Origin of the sequence: Lentiprolixibacter aurantiacus (genome assembly GCF_026241225.1) — a bacterium.
GTDB lineage: Bacteria > Bacteroidota > Bacteroidia > Flavobacteriales > Flavobacteriaceae > Lentiprolixibacter > Lentiprolixibacter aurantiacus.
In genome coordinates, this window is record NZ_JAPFQP010000001.1 from 744,303 (window position 1) to 762,446 (window position 18,144).

The window sequence follows — 18,144 nt, forward strand, 5'->3', positions numbered from 1 at the left end:
ATTTATTTATAAGATCGAGTTTTTAGTTCAACGTTTTCAAAAACAAGTTCTTCTTTATGAAGTTTTGATTCCCTGGGTTCCCCCTTGTATTCCCAGGCAGATACATACCGGAAATTTTTATCATCCCGAAGGGCCTCTCCTTCTGGAGTCTGGTATTCTTCACGGAAATGTCCACCACAGGATTCTTCGCGGTTCAGGGCATCCATGGCAAAGAGTTCACCGATCTCGAGGAAGTCGGCCACCCTTCCGGCTTTTTCCAGTTCCTGGTTTTTAGAATTGGCTTCCCCGGGCACTCTTACATTCTTCCAGAAGTCCTCGCGTAATTCTGCAATTTCCTTAATCGCTTCCTTGAGGCCTTTTTCATTGCGGGACATACCACATTTGTTCCACATGATCTTGCCTAACTTCTTATGGTAGTAGTCCACGCTATTTTCACCTTTGATTGAAAGCAGGCGGTTGAGTTTTTCCTTAACAGCCTTTTCAGCCTCGTCAAATTCAGGAGAATCTGTGGGAATAGGACCGGTGCGGATATCATCGGCAAGATAGTCTCCGATGGTATAAGGAAGAACGAAATATCCGTCGGCCAGACCCTGCATCAATGCAGAAGCCCCAAGGCGGTTAGCCCCGTGATCACTGAAATTGGCTTCCCCGGCAGAGTAGCAACCTGGGATAGTAGTCATCAGGTTATAGTCTACCCAAAGTCCACCCATTGTATAATGCACAGCCGGATAGATCATCATTGGGGTTTTGTATGGGTTCTCATCTACGATTTTTTCATACATCTGGAAGAGATTTCCGTATTTGGCTTCCACAACCTCCTCCCCAAGTTTACGGATGGTATCTTTATCGGCATCTTTCAGACCCATAGTATACGCCTTTTCTTTTCCATAACGTTCAATAGCTGCTGAAAAATCCAGGTATACTGCCTCTCCTGTCTTGTTAACGCCATAACCCGCATCACAGCGTTCTTTGGCGGCCCTTGATGCTACATCGCGAGGCACGAGGTTCCCAAAGGCGGGATATCTGCGCTCCAGGTAGTAATCCCTGTCCTCTTCTGCCAATTCTGTTGGCTTTAGTCGGCCCTCACGAATAGCTTTTGCATCTTCCAGCTTTTTAGGCACCCAAATTCTTCCATCATTCCTGAGGGATTCAGACATCAGGGTCAGTTTGGACTGGTGATCTCCGGAAACCGGGATACAGGTGGGATGTATTTGTGTAAAGCAGGGGTTGGCAAAATATGCACCTTTCTTATGTGTCCTCCAGGCAGCCATTACATTGGCACCCATACAGTAGGTAGAGAGGAAAAACAGGTTCCCGTAACCACCGGAGGCAATTACCACGGCGTGGGCAGAATGCCTTTCTATTTCCCCAGTTACCAGGTTGCGCGCAATGATACCACGCGCTTTACCGTCCACCAGGACCAGGTCAAGCATCTCATGCCTGGTGTGGGATTTGATCTTCCCGCGGTTGATTTGGCGATTCACTGCCCCATAGGCACCGAGGAGAAGTTGTTGCCCGGTTTGCCCTTTAGCATAGAAGGTCCGAGATACCAGAACTCCTCCGAAGGACCGGTTATCCAAAAGTCCCCCATATTCCCGGGCAAAGGGCACTCCCTGGGCTACACACTGATCAATAATATTACTGGAAACTTCAGCTAAACGGTATACATTGGCCTCGCGCGAGCGGTAGTCTCCCCCTTTGATGGTATCATAGAAAAGGCGGTAATCGCTGTCTCCGTCTCCCTGATAATTCTTGGAGGCATTTATCCCTCCCTGGGCGGCAATAGAATGCGCTCTTCTCGGTGAATCCTGGTAGCAAAAGGTTTTAACATTGTACCCGAGCTCAGCCATTGAGGCCGCGGCGGAAGAACCAGCCAGTCCTGTACCTACTACAATTACGTCAATATTACGCTTGTTGGCAGGGTTTACCAGATTAATCTCGTTTTTGTGTTTGGTCCACTTTTCGGCTAACGGACCTGATGGTATTTTAGAATCAAGTTTTCCCATGATTAGTGCATTACAGGATTAAGGTGGTGATAAAGTGCAATAAAAATGAATGCGAGGGGTATCACAACCGCGTAGATTTTGGTAAACTTTTTTATTCCCGGAGTGTATTTGTTATTAACTCCCATAGTCTGGAACGAAGAAGCAAAGCCATGCCAGAGGTGTAAAGAGAGCAGCACGAAGGAAATGATGTACAGCACAGTTCTCCACATCGGCTCAAATTTAGCAACGGTTTCCTCGTAGTATCTGGTTGGATCTTCAGGATTGGCTTCTACAAACTTGTAGGTTATCTCATGGATCCAGAAATCATAGAAATGCAGTCCGAGGAAAGCCAGCACAACACCTCCGGTTAAAATCATATTCCGGGAAACCCAGGGAGCGTTTTCACTTCCCCTGAACTTAACATATTTAACACTTCGAGCCCGCTTGTTTTGAAACTCCAGCACAAATCCCATCACAAAATGTATCACCACGCCGGCGATCAGAATGGGTTGCATCAGGAACTGAACTAATGGGTTGTAGCCCATAAAATGAGACCATTGGTTAAAGATGTCCGGATCAATTACCGAAGCCATGTTGATCGTAACGTGCAAAACCAGAAAAATGACTAGAAAAAGCCCAGAAAGTGCCATTACAACTTTTCGGGCTATTGATGATTTTAACAAAGCACTCATTGGAGTTTATTTTTTGGTCCTCAAAAATACGGCACGGCCCAGTTATTAACAAACATCTGGGGGCATTGCATTTTATTTAGACTGATTTTAAGCAAGAAGGTTTTATCTGTGTAGCGCTAATGGAAATTGGGCCAGTTTTTACAAGTAATTTTCTGATTTTTATGTGCGGTTAATTTTTTTGAACGATATTCAAAGACCAGAAGATCAACCAACAAATACTCTAATGGATATTGGCCTGCTTTCACAAAGCGCTGCTGTATACTCTACCCAGAGAATTGCTGAGGAAGCAGAGAAGCTCGGCCATTATATTGAAGTGATAGACCACACAAAATGCTCGGTAAAACTGGGTTCAGGAAAGCCCAGGATCTACCTGGGCGATGAGGATATTACTGATGAATTCCACGCCATTATTCCAAGGATAGGGGCCAAGGTAACCCGTCACGGGGCATCAGTTGTAAAGCAATTTGAGCTCAATGGGATCTTCACCACGGCAAGGGCCCTGGGAATTATCCGGGCAAGAAATAAGGTGCGTACCCTGCAGATCATGTCGAAAAAGCAAATACCAATCCCAGAAACCCTGTTCTCCATCAACCCGGATAATATTGAAGAACAGATCAAGATCCTCGGGGGGACACCTGTGGTTGTCAAACTGCAGGAAGGTACCCACGGCCTTGGGGTTATTCTGGCAGAAACAAAGAAGTCTGCCAAATCCATAATAGACACCTTTTACAAAATGGATACCAGTATCCTGATACAAAAATTCATAAGTGAAGCCAATGGGGAGGATATCCGCATTTTTGTGATAGGTGACGAGGTTGTGGCCAGCATGAAGCGAAGTAGCCCCGTTGAAGAGTTCCGTTCCAATGTGCATCGCGGAGCGGAATCCGAAATAGTCCAAATTACCGAAAAGGAAAGGCAAATCGCCCTGAATGCTGCCAAATACCTGGGACTAGGTGTTGCAGGGATAGATCTGATCCGTTCCCGCAAAGGCCCGTTATTATTGGAAGTAAATGCTTCCCCGGGATTGCGTGGAATCGAAACCACCACCGGAATAAATGTTGCCAGGGGAATTGTCCGCTATGTGGAGAAACAGTCCCGCAAAAAGTAATAACACTCAATTGCATCTGACTTTCCTAACCTTCCATATCCGTTAGTTGTGTACTTAATGATTGTGTGGATAGTTGCACTTCGATCAGGCTTAGGACAAGTGAGATCATCAGGGCCAGAAGACTGCCACCAAAAATCATATTAGCCCAAAAGGTCAACTCCACATAAATCAGGAACATGGTGATGGCACTGAGCAAAAAACTGATTATGGCAACGGCCTGCATATTTTTGATGATTTGAAGGCGCCGTTGTAATTGCTTTACCTGGATCCCAATACGCGCAGATCCTGTTGCCTTGAATTCCGCATGGAGTTGCCTGATCAGGGCAGCGATAGCAAGATAACGGGCATTATAAGCAAGCATGCTGAGGGAAATAGCCGGGAATAACAGTGCAGGTATGCTCAGTGTTAGTTCCATAACCGGTTAATTAGAATAGTTTTTAGAGCCATCTTTTTTCATGTTACTAATCGATTTCAAAAGATACCTTTTCCGTATTGCGCCCCCCACTTATTTCAACTGTATACTTGCCTTTCGGGAGGTAGGTTTTACCATCTTCAGACGTTTTGAGCTCCCTTTTAATTGTTTTGAGAAACTCGGATTTGCCCTTTTTTGAAAAGGCGAGATTATAGGAAAGTATGTTTATCCCTGCATCGGCAACCAGATCCACTTCGCTGACCACGATTTCGTCCTGGTATTTAATGGATGCCTTATATGAATTTGCATCAGCCGAGTAGAAAACGATATCCAATCCCGGTGTTTGCGGTTTTCCCCATGTCCTGGAACTATTTCCCCATCGAGACGAATGACGAACCTTGTCCAATTCGAAGATCTTCAAAGGAGTATTGAGGATTTCGGGCTTGAGCTTTTGAACATGTGAGATATCCGCTCTGTAAATGCTCCGCCCATGAGTACCTGCAACAAGGTGTTTTGCCTGCTTCTGAATAACGAGGTCGTGAATGGCCACGTATGGGATACCTCCCTGAAACCAATTCCACGAAGCCCCCTGATCCAGGGTTGCGTAAAGTCCGTCGTCTGTGCCAACAAAAAGCAAGTTTTCGTTTTCAGGATCTTCAGCTATTACATTTACAGGGGAAAGCGGCAGCCCTTCGGAAATGGACTCCCAGGTATTCCCAAAATCTTCGCTTTTAAAAACATAAGGGGTAAAATCATCCCAACGGTAGCCGTTCAGAGTGGCGTAGACACGGCCTAGCTTATGTTTTGATGCTACCACCCGGCTTACCCAAAGGTCACCGGGCAGGGAAGTTGATATATCAGTCCAGTTTCCCCCTCCATCATTGCTCATGTGGATCAGGCCATCGTCACTGCCTACATAAAGAAGGCCAAACTTAAAAGGAGATTCGGAAATGGTAGTAAGAGTTCCATAGGCAACATTGCCCTTCTTACCACCTCCGGTAAGATCCGGTGAAATAGCCTCCCACTTATCACCCTGATTCATGGACCTGTGCAATTTATTGCCTCCCAGATACAGGATGTCCTGGTTATGTGGCGACAGCAGGATAGGGGTTTGCCAGTTGAATCTATAGGGGGTTTCCCCAAGCTCGTGCCTGGGCTGTATACCTTTTCGCTTTCCTTTTCCGAGATCGAGTCGAAAATAATTCCCAAACTGGAAACCTGTGTAAACGATATTGGGGTTTCTGTTGTCTATTTGCACCTGCATGCCGTCTCCCCCCATAATGGATTTCCAGGGGTTGTGACCGGTTTGCAGCCAGCGGTCGTCCATGCTCGCTGTATGGGGACCCATCCAAACCCCGTTGTCCTGAAGTCCGCCATAAACATTGTAGGGTTTCTGGTTATCCACATTAATGGCATAAAACTGTCCAACGGAAGCAGAGTTGTTTTTAGTCCAGCTTGCACCATCGTCATAGGAGATGTTCAATCCCCCATCATTGCCATTGATCAGGTGGCCTGGTTTTGCCGGGTTCACCCAAAGGGCATGATGGTCCGAATGCACATTTTCCCTGCTGATGGATTCAAAACTGGCCCCTCCATCTGCCGATTTAAGCAAGGGCACACCCGCGATATAAATTTTGTTGGGATCATTGCGGTCCACACGTATCTGGGCAAAATAATAACCGTAGCTGTAAAATAAGTCGTCCAGATAACCCTTATGCTGTTTGGTCCAGGTTTGTCCGCCATCATCGCTTCGGTAAACTTCGGCTCCTACAACCGGGGTGTCAAAAAGCATAGAATTGGCATCTTCCAGATATTTGGCCAGGTCCGCCGGTTTTACAAGGCCACTTTTTACCATCTGCTTTACGTTTTCGGCCCTGTATTTTTCCTGGAATCCATTGTTTTTTAGGAAGTTGTTCAATTTTTTGTTATCCAGTTTCAGGAATTCCCTGACGGACATATCCCTGAAATCTTCTTTTTGAAGTTCCCCGGGTTCTTTGCCTTTTTCAGAATCTTTCTCCCTTCTGTACTGATTATCAAGTACGGCATAAACAGTGCTCTCGTTGAAAAAGTCAAGTCCTATTCTCCCAACACCACTTCCGGTTGGGAAGCCACTTTCCTGTGTTGAAATTTTTGTCCAGTTATCGCCCCCATCTACACTTTTGTAAAGTCCGGAGCCTTCCCCGTTACCACTAAAATTCCAGGCCTTGCGATCCTTTTCCCAGGCTGCAGCGATAAGCAGATCGAAATTATTAGGAGCATGGGCTACGTCGATTATGCCTGTACGGTCATTAATGAACAAAGTTTTACGCCAGGTTTTGCCTCCGTCAACTGTTTTATACATACCCCTTTCGTTATTGGGCGAATACAAATGCCCGGTTACCCCAACCACTACCTCAGCCGGATTTTCCGGATTGATAAGAATGCGGCCAATGTGGTGTGAATCCTTGAGGCCCATATGCTGCCAGCTTTCCCCTTTGTCCACAGATTTGAGAAGCCCGATGCCCGCATAGGAAGACCGGGAAGCATTGTTTTCACCGGTTCCTACCCAAATAGTACCTGTTTTCCAGTGTACGGCAATATCCCCAATATTTTGTGTTTGCGTATTGTCCATTACCGGAACAAAAGACACCCCATTATTCCGGGTATACCACAAACCTCCGGAAGCATAGGCCACGTAGAATTCAATTGGGTTATTTGGATTCACATCCACATCCACCACACGACCACTCATTACGGTAGGGCCAATATTGACGAAACGGATATTTTTCAAAAGCGAAGGTTCCTGTACCTGCATTTTAAAGGTTAACCCTTCTTCTAGCTTATCGACGGGAGTAGCAGCAATTTGTGCCGTAATTTGCAAGCCAAAAAGCATGGTTGCAGCGAGCAATATTTTTTTCATGGAGTAAAGGAAATTGTTTAGCCGTGAAAGTAAGAATTTGTGATGCCTATGGCAACTTTTTGAGTTGGATTCCCCAGAAAGACTATTCGATCAATGCTTGTTGAGGTAGCCTTAATTGGCTACATTTGGGTAAAACAAATACTGATGAAATACGACCTCATTCCAAACAGCCTTTTCATTAAAAACCGCAGTAAATTCATGGCCGGCATGAAACCCAAAAGTATTGCCGTTTTTAATTCCAACGATATCTACCCGGTTAGTGCAGATACCACCATGCCTTTTGAGCAGCACCGGGATATCTTTTACCTGAGCGGGGTAGATCAGGAGGAATCTATACTACTATTGTTTCCCGATGCCATGGAACAAAAACATCGTGAGGTCCTGTTTGTAAGGGAAACTAATGAACATATTGCCGTTTGGGAGGGAGAAAAGCTCAGCAAGGAAAGGGCCACAGAGGTCTCCGGGATTGAGAGTGTTTACTGGCTGTCTGATTTTGACAAGGTTTTTTTCGATCTGATGACGGAAGCAGAACTTGTTTATTTCAACACCAATGAGCATTACAGGCAGGCCGTAGTTACCGAGACCCGGGAGGATCGATTTATCAAAAAATGCAAGGCGGATTTCCCGGCGCATCTATGGGCAAAAAGCAACCCCATTCTTCAAAGATTGAGAGGGGTAAAGGAGACCGAGGAACTGGAGCTTATGCAGAGGGCATGCAATATTACCAACAGTGGCTTTCGCCGGGTGCTTGGTTTTGTAAAACCGGGGGTCTGGGAATATGAGATCGAGGCAGAATACCTTCACGAGTTCATTCGAAACCGGTCCAGGGGATTTGCCTACACGCCTATAATTGCCTCAGGAAACAATGCCAATGTACTGCACTATATTGAGAATAACCAACAGTGTAAGGCGGGCGATCTCATCTTAATGGATGTAGGGGCTGAATATGCCAATTATTCCAGTGATATGACCCGGACCATACCGGTAAATGGGCGGTTTACCGATCGACAGAAAGAAGTGTACAATGCCGTATTACGGGTCAAGGATGAAGCAACAAAAATGCTGATTCCCGGAACCCTTTGGGCAGAATACCACAAGGAAGTTGGTAAGCTGATGACTTCCGAATTACTGGGGCTTGGGCTGCTGGATAAAGCAGATGTTCAGAATGAGAACCCGGACTGGCCTGCCTATAAAAAGTATTTCATGCATGGCACCAGTCACCACATAGGTCTGGATACCCATGATTATGGTGAATTGAAAACTCCGATGAAGGCCAATATGGTCTTTACCGTGGAGCCAGGAATTTACCTGCCCGAAGAAGGATTTGGTATCCGGCTTGAAGACGATGTGATTATACAGGAAAAGGGCGCACCACTTAATTTAATGGGAGATATCCCAATCGAGGCAGAAGAGATAGAGTCGCTGATGAATAGCTGATTTAGTTTGGATTCTTTGATGATTTATGTAAAAGGTTAACAATCAGGAATACTGCCAGTGCCGGCAAACTCCATCCGAGATTTACCGCTGCAAACGGGATATATCCGGCAATGGTATTTGTTAATCCGGAAACTCCCAGACTACTGAGAAAATCCGGAATACTGAAGACGACTGTGGCGCCTGCCACCCATCGAAATACCTGGACAGAGGTCCATTTTTCGGGAAGGGCGTTAAGGATTATCAGCACTATGGTCAGCGGATAAATGAACATCAGTGCCGGAACGGCAACGGCAATTATATAGTCAACATTTAACTGTCCCATAAGAACCCCCAGAAAGCTTCCGGTTAAGGCTGTGATAGCATAGGCCTTTTGTGAATTATCGAAGCGGGATTTTACAAAATCTGCAGTTCCGGTTACAATACCAACTGCTGTGGTAAAGCAAGCCAGGCTTATCAAAACACTTAAAAGCAAATTAGCCTGATTTCCCAGGGTAAAGGAGCTGATTGCGCTTACGAGTCCGGTGCGATTCATTTCCGGATCAAACTGATCTTGTAGCAGGGCACCGCTGAGAATCAGTCCGCCGTAGATCGTCAATAGTCCCATTCCGGATATCCATCCTGCCCGACCTATCATTTTTTTCTTTTCATTGTAGTCTCCGGATTCTTGCTTAAGGTTCAGGGATACAATTACGACACCACCGACTACCACCGCACCTATGGCACCAAAAGTTTGATAGCCTTCCAATATCCCATAGGAAACAGGTTGTTCAATACTGGAAAGTCCAAAATCCCAGGAAGCGGTAAATACCGATATTACAATAATTGCAAGGAGTATAATAACTATGGCTGGCGTGAGGAATTTGCCAATGATGTCCATTATCCTGGACCGATTCATTACAAAAACAAAGACAAGAGAAAAATATACAGCACTGGTAAGCAGGGGTGAAGAATCAAAAAGGGGGGCTATCCCCATCTCGTGCGTAACTGATGCGGTTCTGGGAGATGGCAGTAATATGGAAATCGCATAAACAGCGTAGCAATAAATCAAACTAAAGAGGGGTGAAACCTTCTTTCCGAAATCGAACATTGTCCCCTGCAATTTGGCATGGGCCATTATTCCGATAATAGGTATGAATACTGCTGAAATTGAAAAGCCTACAACCAGTAACCACCAGTCGCCTCCGGCTTTGAATCCAAGCTGTGGCGGCAGGATCAGGTCGCCTGCTCCAAAGAAAAGGGAAAACAGGGCCAGGGCCATGACCAGGGTTGCTTCCCATTTTTTCCATAAGCTTTTCACATGGTAAATGTAGGGGAATTATAAGGCTTTACCGAATCAATTGTAATGCGTATTCTCTCTGGAAAGCACCTCATAACTTACCACTCATCGAATATTTGATAAAAAATACCAGATTCACTCAATAAAAACGGTGGAACAATCGTTGGGATATAGGAACACGGTGATTGGGAAAAAGACCAAGTTGAATTTGCATGCAGAACCCTTAAAGTTTGCGCTTGCCTACCAATTAAACCTACATTATGAAGAAAGTATTTTGTTCCATTTTCGGCCACCACTATTCCGTTTCCAAGAAGGTTACCATGCACATAAAAGAATACAAATGTGTACACTGTGGCAAGGAGGTAACTACCGATGTAAGTGGCAATCTTTCTAATCTGACTCCGGAACTACAGGAGATAAACCAGACGCTTGAGAGACTTTATCAAAGGAGACATGGCGCTGTTCATCAGGTAGCCTGATCAATCCGAAGCAAAAGAATCCCATCCCTGCGCGGTTAAAGGAATTTTAGAGTTATTCCTGGAAATCAAGTAGGCGCCTTCTTCCTTTTCTGTTACATGCCCCAAGACAGTAAAGTTAGGGTTGCCCTTAATTTTCGGGAATTTTTTTTGGTCTACAGTGAACAGTAGCTCGTAGTCTTCACCACCATTCAATGCCACCATAGAGCTATCCAGATTGAACTCCTCACAAGTACTAATCACAGTTGGATCCAGGGGGATCTTATCTTCATAAAGAAAACAACCTACATTGCTTTCTTTACAAAGGTGAAGTATTTCCGAAGAAAGCCCGTCGCTGATATCTATCATTGACGTGGGACGGACATCCAATTTTTCAAGCAGTTCCACAATGTCTTTCCTGGCTTCGGGTTTGAGCTGCCTTTCCACCAGGTAGGCATAAGGGCTGAGGTCTGGTTGATTTTTAGGGTTAACAGCAAAAACTTCCTGTTCCCGTTTAAGTACCTGCAGGCCAAGGTATGCACCCCCGAGGTCGCCACTCACCACCAGAAGGTCATTTGGTTTGGCCCCACTGCGGTAGACCACATCCTCTTTTTTGGCTGTGCCGATTGCTGTGACACTGATCAGCATTCCTTTATTGGAGGAGGTGGTATCTCCTCCCACCAGATCTACCTTGTACAATTCGCAGGCCAGGGCAATGCCGGCATATAATTCTTCCAGGGCTTCCAGTGGAAAGCGGTTCGATACCGCTATTGAAACCGTGATCTGGGTGGCACGGGCATTCATGGCATAGACATCACTGAGATTAACCATTACCGCTTTATAACCGAGGTGCTTCAATGGCATGTATCCCAGGTCAAAATGAACACCTTCCACCAGGAGGTCTGTAGTCACAACCGTATCTACATCCTTGAAGCGTAAAACAGCAGCATCATCTCCAACCCCTTTTACTGTAGTGGATTGCTTTATCTTAAAATGCCGGGTTAGATGGTCAATCAATCCAAATTCACCCAGTTCTTCCAGTGAGGTCCTGCTATTTTCTTTGTTCTCAAACATAGGACAAAAGTAAGGAGTGAGGCGAGATTAATCTTATCTTTAAGCAGAAAAAGAGCTTGCAAGAAAAAAGAATTGTTATGAAAAAGCTACTGCTAATAATCGGCATTTTGCTGATCAACGGTTGTTCGCCGGATAATGAGCCGGCTGGAACAGGGATGGACCCTGTGGATAATACACCTCCTGCCGGTGGAGGGGAACCCCAATCGAATTTTGTTCCCTGTGAAGATGGTATGGCGGGCAGTTACCCCTGTTCCGGATATGACCTCCTGGGCCAGATTTTCCTGAGCACTTTCAACGCAACAAGCGCCAATGATATTTGGGGGTGGACAGACAGCACTACAGGGAGTGAATATGTGCTGCTCGGACTGGATAATGGTACAGCATTCGTTGATATAACTGACACCGAAAACCTTATTTACCTTGGCAAATTGCCTACGGAAACAAGCCCAAGCCTATGGAGGGATATCAAAGTATATCAGGATCATGCATTTATTGGTTCGGAAGCAAATGGTCATGGCATGCAGGTGTTTGACCTGACCCGTTTGCGGGATGTCAGCAACCCACCGGTGGAGTTTACGGCAGATGCGGTATACAATGGCTTTGGAAACTCCCATAACATTGTTATTAATGAGGCTTCAGGTTATGCCTATGCAGTGGGAACTTCCAGGAGTGACCAATTCAATGGAGGGGTCCATTTTATCGATATCCGGGATCCCCAAAACCCATTATTGGCGGGAGGTTATGGGGACAGCGGATATACACATGATGCACAGGTGGTTACCTATAACGGGCCTGACCCGGACTATGCGGGCAGGGAAATTTTTATAGGAGCCAATGAAAACCAGGTGGTACTTGTGGATGTTACCGACAAAAGCAATCCGGTGGCAATATCCACACTCACCTATTCCAATCTGCGCTACACGCACCAGGGATGGTTCACGGAAGACCAGCGCTATTTTCTGCTTGGGGATGAGCTGGACGAACTCAACCTGGGTTTTCGGTCCCGCACACTGGTATTTGATTTTGAAGACCTGGATGCGCCCGTATTGCACACCACTTACCTGGGGCCCACTTCGGCAATAGACCATAACGGATATGTAAAGGGAACAGAATTTTTCCTTGCTAATTATACGGCCGGATTAAGGGTAGTGGATATTTCCAATATCACCAACCAGGAACTCATTGAGGCGGGCTTTTTTGATACCTATCCATCCAGCAATACGGCACAATTTGATGGTTTATGGAGCGTTTATCCCTATTTCGATAGCGGAAAGATTGTTTTGAGTGATATCAATTCCGGGCTGTTTATAATACGCAAGCAACCATGAGCAAAATCTTAAGTGTTTTATTACTTCTCGCTTTTTCCATCTTCATTTCCTGCAGTGTAGACAGTTCGGGCTATTTTGAGATCTACAACTATGATGTTTTCCAGGGGGAGCTGGTCTGGATAAAAAATTTTGGAGGTTCCGGGGATGATACTGCCCAATCGGTAATCGCAACCATAGACGGCGGCTACGCTGTCCTGGGGTATACCAACAGCATCGATGGAGATTTGCAGGGCAAAGCATTAAACGTAAACGATTACTGGTTGCTGAAACTGGATGTTGATGGAAACATGGAATGGAGCAGGACCTATGGGGGCAGCAAGGACGACCGCGGCCAGTCCATAATACAGACACAGGACGGCGGTTATGCCATAACGGGCTATGCCATGAGCAATGATGGGGACGGAACCAGCAACAACGGCTTCCACGACAACTGGATCCTGAAACTTGACGCTCAGGGTAACCTGGAGTGGGAAAAGAGCTTTGGTTTTTCGGGTCACGATCATTCCTATGACCTTGTCCAGACTGCTGATGGTGGCTTTTTCTTTGTTGGATTTCTTGACATAACTTCTGCCCTGGCAGACGGAACTTACTTTAAGGGTAATTCCCTGACCAGGCACGGGGTTGGCGAGTTCTGGGGGACTAAGATTGATGCCTCTGGGAATCTCGAATGGAGGAGCTATTACGGGGGCACCAATAATGATCGTGCTCATGCTGTGGTGCAGGCCGATGACGGGGGTTTTGTAATGGCCGGTTTTTCCGAAAGCGATGATTTCGATATCACTTCCAGCAGAGGCAGCTACGACTTTTGGGTGGTTAAAATATCCAGTACGGGAGAGCTGGTCTGGGAACGTTCATTTGGTGGCAGCGGGATTGAAATTGCCTATGACATTGCTAAAACGAAAACCAATTCCTACCTCATAACAGGACATACTTTTAGCACGGATCAGGACGTTGCATCCAACAATGGTGAAGCAGACAGCTGGTTGATTCACCTCAGCGATGAGGGCAACTTAATCTGGGAACAAACCTATGGTGGCAGTTCGTTCGATGCAGCCCATAGCGTAAAGGTTATAAGTGAAAACCAGATCCTTATAGCGGGAAATGCAAAAAGCAACGGACTGGGCCAAATTCCCAATGCCGGGGAAAATGATATGTGGCTTGCCAAAACGGATCTTCAGGGGCAATTGATCTGGCAAATGACCTTTGGGGGCAGTGCCCTGGATTTGGCGTTTGATGCAGTGGAGGACAGAGAGCAAAGCCTTATCCTGGTTGGTTCCAGCGACAGTTCTGATTTTCAAGAACTTGAGAACAAGGGAGGGACAGATCTCATTGTTTTGAAACTGCAGTAGACAACTCCTCCGTCCGCATAGAGTTTTACTATATTACAATACGTTATAATAATGTTAGGAAATGCGGTAGTTCCGGGCCTAAGCACTATATTTGTCAACTATTTAGAGTTAATCTATATAAAAATGATCAAGGTTTCCGATACAGCTAAGAAGAAAGTAGTAGCCCTCATGACTGAAGAGGGCTTCAATGCGGACACCGATTTCGTCCGTGTCGGGGTAAAAAGCGGTGGGTGCAGTGGCCTGTCGTACGAGTTAAATTTTGACAACAAGGCTGCTGATACGGATAAGATATTCGAAGACAATTCAGTCCGTATTGTAGTAGACAAAAAGAGCTTTTTATATCTGGTGGGGACTACTCTGGAATATTCCGGAGGGCTCAATGGAAAGGGGTTTGTGTTTAACAACCCAAACGCACAACGCACCTGTGGATGCGGGGAAAGTTTCTCGCTATAATCTTGCAAAGACAAGCTAAGACATGGCATATACCGAAGAAGAATTAAAGAAAGAACTGGAAACCAAGGAATACGAGTATGGTTTCTATACAGACATTGAATCAGACACCCTTCCTAAAGGGCTGAATGAAGATATTGTCATTGCCATTTCCAAAAAGAAGAACGAACCGGGATGGATGACCGCCTGGAGGCTTCAGGCATTTCAGGCCTGGAAGGAAATGGAAGAACCGGAATGGGCCAATGTCCAATACAAAAAACCGGATTTCCAGGACATCTCCTATTACTCTGCACCCAACAAGAAGCCTAAATACAACAGTTTGGATGAGGTAGACCCGGAGTTGCTGGAAACATTTGAAAAGCTCGGTATTTCCATAGAGGAGCAGAAGAAACTGGCTGGTGTGGCAGTGGATATTGTGATGGACTCTGTGTCTGTTGCCACCACTTTCAAGGAAACACTTGCGGAAAAAGGGATCATCTTCTGTTCCATATCCGAAGCCATACAGGAACACCCTGAACTGGTTAAGAAATACCTTGGAACGGTTGTACCGCAAAAGGACAATTTTTACGCAGCACTCAATTCTGCGGTTTTTTCTGATGGATCGTTCTGTTATATTCCCAAGGGAGTTAGATGCCCTATGGAGCTTTCCACCTATTTCAGGATCAATCAGGCCGGGACAGGGCAGTTCGAGCGCACCCTGGTTATCGCAGATGAAGGCAGCTACGTAAGTTACCTTGAAGGATGTACAGCCCCTTCCAGGGATGAAAACCAGTTGCACGCGGCGGTTGTTGAGTTGATAGCCTTAGACAACGCAGAAATAAAATATTCTACAGTACAGAACTGGTTCCCCGGCGATAAGGATGGCCACGGTGGGGTTTACAACTTTGTGACCAAGCGAGGACTTTGCGAAAAGAACGCCAAGATTTCCTGGACACAGGTGGAGACCGGTTCTGCAATTACATGGAAATACCCGTCATGTGTTCTCAAGGGAGACAATTCTATCGGGGAATTCTATTCCATAGCAGTTACCAATAATTATCAGCAGGCCGATACCGGAACCAAAATGATCCACCTGGGAAAGAATACCAAAAGTACTATCATCTCCAAAGGTATATCGGCAGGGAAATCACAAAACAGCTACCGTGGACTGGTACAGGTTCACAGCAGGGCAGATAACGCCAGGAATTTTTCCCAGTGCGATTCTCTGCTTATGGGGAATAAATGTGGAGCGCATACTTTCCCGTATATAGAGGCTAAAAACAAAAGTGCCCAGATTGAGCATGAGGCCACGACCAGTAAAATTGGAGAAGATCAGATTTTCTATTGCAACCAGCGAGGCATCGATACGGAAAAGGCTATTGCCCTTATTGTGAATGGGTTTAGCAAGGAGGTTCTCAACAAGCTGCCGATGGAATTTGCAGTTGAGGCGCAGAAATTGCTGGAAATCAGCCTTGAGGGATCTGTGGGGTAAATGGGTTCTACCCCATTAATATTGAAAAAGAAATTTTAACAGGATGCTAATAGCACCCAAATATTTAAAATAATTCACAATGCTTAAGATAGTTAATCTACATGCCGGAGTTGAAGGCAATGAAATTCTGAAAGGAATCGACCTTGAAGTTAACGCAGGGGAAGTGCATGCGATCATGGGCCCCAATGGCTCCGGAAAGAGTACATTGGCTTCGGTTATTGCTGGAAAAGAAGAATTTGAAGTAACTGAAGGCCAGGTTCTGCTTAACGGAGAAGATCTGGAAGACAGTGCTCCGGAAGAGCGTGCCCACAAAGGGATATTTCTTTCCTTCCAGTATCCGGTGGAAATTCCCGGGGTTACCGTTACTAATTTTATGAAAACGGCAATCAATGAATCCCGTAAAGCCAGGGGAGAAGAAGAAATGCCTGCCAATCAAATGCTCAAAAAGATTCGCGAAAAAGCAGAGCTTCTGGAGATCGACCGCAAGTTTTTATCTCGCTCCCTTAACGAAGGGTTCTCTGGTGGAGAGAAAAAGCGGAATGAGATCTTTCAAATGGCCATGCTGGAACCTAAACTGGCCATCCTGGATGAAACCGATTCTGGTTTGGACATCGATGCTTTGAGAATTGTGGCCAATGGGGTAAATAAGCTAAAGAGCCAGGACAACGCGGTAATTGTAATCACTCACTACCAGAGATTGCTGGACTACATTGTACCTGATTTTGTTCACGTACTTAACGACGGAAAAATAGTAAAATCAGGCACCAAGGAACTGGCGCTTGAGCTGGAAGAGAAGGGATACGACTGGATTAAGAACGAAACGGTTGCCTAAACCTGTTCGGCAAATAGACAAAATCAATTTACAGCAAGGAAAAAATGGCAATTGATCTGAAAGAAAAACTGGTATCCTCCTTTATGGCCTTCGAGAATAAGGTGAATGTTGACGATCCTGTTCATGAAATCCGTTTGGGAGCTATTAAGAATTTTGAATCCAGGGGTTTTCCAACCAGTAAGGAGGAAGCCTGGAAATATACCTCCCTGCGCAAACTGCAAAAGACGAACTTCAGCGTTTTTCCGAAGAAATCGAAAACCCTGGAGTACAAGGAGGTTAAGAAATATTTCCTGCATGAGATAGACACCTATAAGATCGTCTTTGTAGATGGGGTCTACAGCTCTTATCTTTCGGAAACTACTCATGACGGGGTAGATGTATGCCTAATGAGTTCAGCCTTGAGCAAGGCTATGTATCGCCAGCTTATTGATCTTTATTTCAACAAGGTGGCTTCCAAAGAGGAGCAAATGACCTCACTGAATACTGCATTCAGCAGGGAAGGGGCTTATATCTACATCCCCAGGAACAAAGCTCCGCTGAAACCTATTGAGATTATCCATTTTGCAACCGGGACAGAAGCTTCTTTGATGCTTCAGCCGCGTAACCTGATCATAGCCGAGGAGAATGCCGAGTTGCAGATCATAGAGAGTCATGTTAGCCTTACAGACAATGAAATTCTAACCAATGCCGTAACGGAGATTTTTGCAGCCGAAAATGCCATTGTCGATTTTTACAAGGTGCAGAACGACAGGCATTCCTCTTCCCTTATTGACAACACCTATATCGCCCAGAAATCCAAAAGTACAGTACGGGTACATACATTTTCCTTTGGTGGGAAACTTACCCGTAACAATTTGAATTTCTACCAGGAAGGATCTCATATCGATTCCACACTGAAAGGGGTAACCATTATTGGGGAGAAGCAACATGTGGATCATCATACCCTGGTGCACCACCAGCAGCCCGACAGTGAGAGCCACCAGGACTACAAAGGTATTTATGGTGAAAAATCCACCGGTGTATTCAACGGAAAGATCATTGTTGATGAGATTGCTCAGAAGACCAATGCCTTCCAGCAAAACAACAATATCCTTATCAGCGATAAGGCCACCATCAATACCAAACCCCAATTGGAGATCTTTGCAGATGATGTAAAATGCTCCCATGGCTGTACCATTGGGCAGCTGGATGACGATGCGATGTTCTATCTGCAATCCAGAGGGATCCCTAAAAAAGAAGCCACCGCATTATTGATGTATGCCTTTACGGACGACGTGATGAGCAGTGTGCGTATTCCTGAGCTTAAAAACCGTATCAATAACCTCATTGCGGAAAAGCTTGGTGTGAAGATGGGATTTGACCTGTAATTTTAATTC

General features: G+C 45.6%; 15 protein-coding genes. 9 read left to right on the forward strand and 6 right to left on the reverse strand.

From position 1 onward, the window contains the following. Nucleotides 1–2 precede the first annotated feature (2 nt). Both OO016_RS03285 and OO016_RS03290 read right to left on the reverse strand, forming a co-directional pair. Nucleotides 3–2,006, reverse strand: a complete 2,004-nt coding sequence (locus tag OO016_RS03285; protein ID WP_266010800.1) for a fumarate reductase/succinate dehydrogenase flavoprotein subunit — start codon at nucleotides 2,004–2,006, stop codon at nucleotides 3–5. 2 nt (nucleotides 2,007–2,008) lie between these two features. Next, the gene (locus tag OO016_RS03290) at nucleotides 2,009–2,677 is read right to left on the reverse strand and encodes a succinate dehydrogenase cytochrome b subunit (protein ID WP_266010802.1); all 669 of its coding nucleotides are present in this window, start codon (nucleotides 2,675–2,677) and stop codon (nucleotides 2,009–2,011) included. A 223-nt stretch (nucleotides 2,678–2,900) separates the two neighbouring features. On the opposite strand from OO016_RS03290, the gene OO016_RS03295 reads away from it, so the two are divergent. Next, nucleotides 2,901–3,785 (forward strand): RimK family alpha-L-glutamate ligase, encoded by an 885-nt coding sequence (locus tag OO016_RS03295; protein ID WP_266010804.1) that lies wholly within the window; start codon nucleotides 2,901–2,903, stop codon nucleotides 3,783–3,785. A gap of 25 nt (nucleotides 3,786–3,810) precedes the next feature. Here the strand turns inward: OO016_RS03295 and OO016_RS03300 are convergent, their stop codons facing one another. Next, on the reverse strand, nucleotides 3,811–4,200 hold the full coding sequence (locus OO016_RS03300; protein WP_266010806.1) for a DUF2721 domain-containing protein: 390 nt from the start codon (nucleotides 4,198–4,200) through the stop codon (nucleotides 3,811–3,813). A gap of 46 nt (nucleotides 4,201–4,246) precedes the next feature. Further along, the gene (locus OO016_RS03305; RefSeq protein ID WP_266010808.1) at nucleotides 4,247–7,096 is read right to left on the reverse strand and encodes a beta propeller repeat protein; all 2,850 of its coding nucleotides are present in this window, start codon (nucleotides 7,094–7,096) and stop codon (nucleotides 4,247–4,249) included. A 144-nt stretch (nucleotides 7,097–7,240) separates the two neighbouring features. Between OO016_RS03305 and OO016_RS03310 the strand changes: the two genes are divergently transcribed. Continuing rightward, nucleotides 7,241–8,533, forward strand: a complete 1,293-nt coding sequence (locus OO016_RS03310; protein ID WP_266010810.1) for an aminopeptidase P family protein — start codon at nucleotides 7,241–7,243, stop codon at nucleotides 8,531–8,533. Nucleotide 8,534: 1 nt separating this feature from the next. Here the strand turns inward: OO016_RS03310 and OO016_RS03315 are convergent, their stop codons facing one another. Continuing rightward, entirely contained in the window at nucleotides 8,535–9,830 is a 1,296-nt protein-coding gene (locus OO016_RS03315) for a branched-chain amino acid transport system II carrier protein (RefSeq protein ID WP_266010811.1), read from the reverse strand. A 239-nt stretch (nucleotides 9,831–10,069) separates the two neighbouring features. On the opposite strand from OO016_RS03315, the gene OO016_RS03320 reads away from it, so the two are divergent. Then, on the forward strand, nucleotides 10,070–10,288 hold the full coding sequence (locus OO016_RS03320) for a DUF1660 family phage protein (protein ID WP_266010813.1): 219 nt from the start codon (nucleotides 10,070–10,072) through the stop codon (nucleotides 10,286–10,288). Here OO016_RS03320 and thiL read toward each other — a convergent pair whose 3' ends face one another. Continuing rightward, nucleotides 10,289–11,338, reverse strand: coding sequence for a thiamine-phosphate kinase (gene thiL, locus OO016_RS03325; protein ID WP_266010815.1), 1,050 nt, complete (start codon nucleotides 11,336–11,338; stop codon nucleotides 10,289–10,291). 77 nt (nucleotides 11,339–11,415) lie between these two features. Between thiL and OO016_RS03330 the strand changes: the two genes are divergently transcribed. The 6 genes from OO016_RS03330 to sufD all read left to right on the forward strand — a co-directional run bounded on the left by OO016_RS03330 (nucleotide 11,416) and on the right by sufD (nucleotide 18,135). Beyond that, the gene (locus tag OO016_RS03330; protein ID WP_266010817.1) at nucleotides 11,416–12,666 is read left to right on the forward strand and encodes a choice-of-anchor B family protein; all 1,251 of its coding nucleotides are present in this window, start codon (nucleotides 11,416–11,418) and stop codon (nucleotides 12,664–12,666) included. Then, nucleotides 12,663–14,015 carry a hypothetical protein gene (locus OO016_RS03335; RefSeq protein WP_266010819.1) on the forward strand — a complete coding sequence of 451 codons (1,353 nt, stop codon included), beginning with the start codon at nucleotides 12,663–12,665 and terminating at the stop codon, nucleotides 14,013–14,015. Before OO016_RS03330 ends, OO016_RS03335 begins: the two co-directional genes overlap by 4 nt. A gap of 123 nt (nucleotides 14,016–14,138) precedes the next feature. Continuing rightward, the gene (locus tag OO016_RS03340; RefSeq protein WP_266010821.1) at nucleotides 14,139–14,468 is read left to right on the forward strand and encodes a HesB/IscA family protein; all 330 of its coding nucleotides are present in this window, start codon (nucleotides 14,139–14,141) and stop codon (nucleotides 14,466–14,468) included. Nucleotides 14,469–14,490: 22 nt separating this feature from the next. Further along, complete coding sequence (gene sufB, locus OO016_RS03345) at nucleotides 14,491–15,936, forward strand: Fe-S cluster assembly protein SufB (protein WP_266010823.1); 1,446 nt, start codon at nucleotides 14,491–14,493, stop codon at nucleotides 15,934–15,936. Nucleotides 15,937–16,015: 79 nt separating this feature from the next. Further along, nucleotides 16,016–16,768 (forward strand): Fe-S cluster assembly ATPase SufC, encoded by a 753-nt coding sequence (sufC, locus tag OO016_RS03350; protein ID WP_266010825.1) that lies wholly within the window; start codon nucleotides 16,016–16,018, stop codon nucleotides 16,766–16,768. A gap of 50 nt (nucleotides 16,769–16,818) precedes the next feature. Next, on the forward strand, nucleotides 16,819–18,135 hold the full coding sequence (gene sufD, locus OO016_RS03355; RefSeq protein WP_266011942.1) for a Fe-S cluster assembly protein SufD: 1,317 nt from the start codon (nucleotides 16,819–16,821) through the stop codon (nucleotides 18,133–18,135). Nucleotides 18,136–18,144 lie beyond the last annotated feature (9 nt).

Bases quoted from the DNA above. Each gene is read 5' to 3' on its own strand.
- OO016_RS03310 (WP_266010810.1), top strand. From the start codon at position 7,241: ATGAAATACGACCTCATTCCAAACAGCCTTTTCATTAAAAACCGCAGT.
- thiL (WP_266010815.1), bottom strand. From the start codon at position 11,338: ATGTTTGAGAACAAAGAAAATAGCAGGACCTCACTGGAAGAACTGGGT.
- sufC (WP_266010825.1), top strand. From the start codon at position 16,016: ATGCTTAAGATAGTTAATCTACATGCCGGAGTTGAAGGCAATGAAATT.
- OO016_RS03330 (WP_266010817.1), top strand. From the start codon at position 11,416: ATGAAAAAGCTACTGCTAATAATCGGCATTTTGCTGATCAACGGTTGT.
- OO016_RS03340 (WP_266010821.1), top strand. From the start codon at position 14,139: ATGATCAAGGTTTCCGATACAGCTAAGAAGAAAGTAGTAGCCCTCATG.
- OO016_RS03300 (WP_266010806.1), bottom strand. From the start codon at position 4,200: ATGGAACTAACACTGAGCATACCTGCACTGTTATTCCCGGCTATTTCC.
- OO016_RS03295 (WP_266010804.1), top strand. From the start codon at position 2,901: ATGGATATTGGCCTGCTTTCACAAAGCGCTGCTGTATACTCTACCCAG.
- OO016_RS03335 (WP_266010819.1), top strand. From the start codon at position 12,663: ATGAGCAAAATCTTAAGTGTTTTATTACTTCTCGCTTTTTCCATCTTC.
- sufB (WP_266010823.1), top strand. From the start codon at position 14,491: ATGGCATATACCGAAGAAGAATTAAAGAAAGAACTGGAAACCAAGGAA.
- OO016_RS03290 (WP_266010802.1), bottom strand. From the start codon at position 2,677: ATGAGTGCTTTGTTAAAATCATCAATAGCCCGAAAAGTTGTAATGGCA.
- OO016_RS03305 (WP_266010808.1), bottom strand. From the start codon at position 7,096: ATGAAAAAAATATTGCTCGCTGCAACCATGCTTTTTGGCTTGCAAATT.
- OO016_RS03285 (WP_266010800.1), bottom strand. From the start codon at position 2,006: ATGGGAAAACTTGATTCTAAAATACCATCAGGTCCGTTAGCCGAAAAG.
- OO016_RS03320 (WP_266010813.1), top strand. From the start codon at position 10,070: ATGAAGAAAGTATTTTGTTCCATTTTCGGCCACCACTATTCCGTTTCC.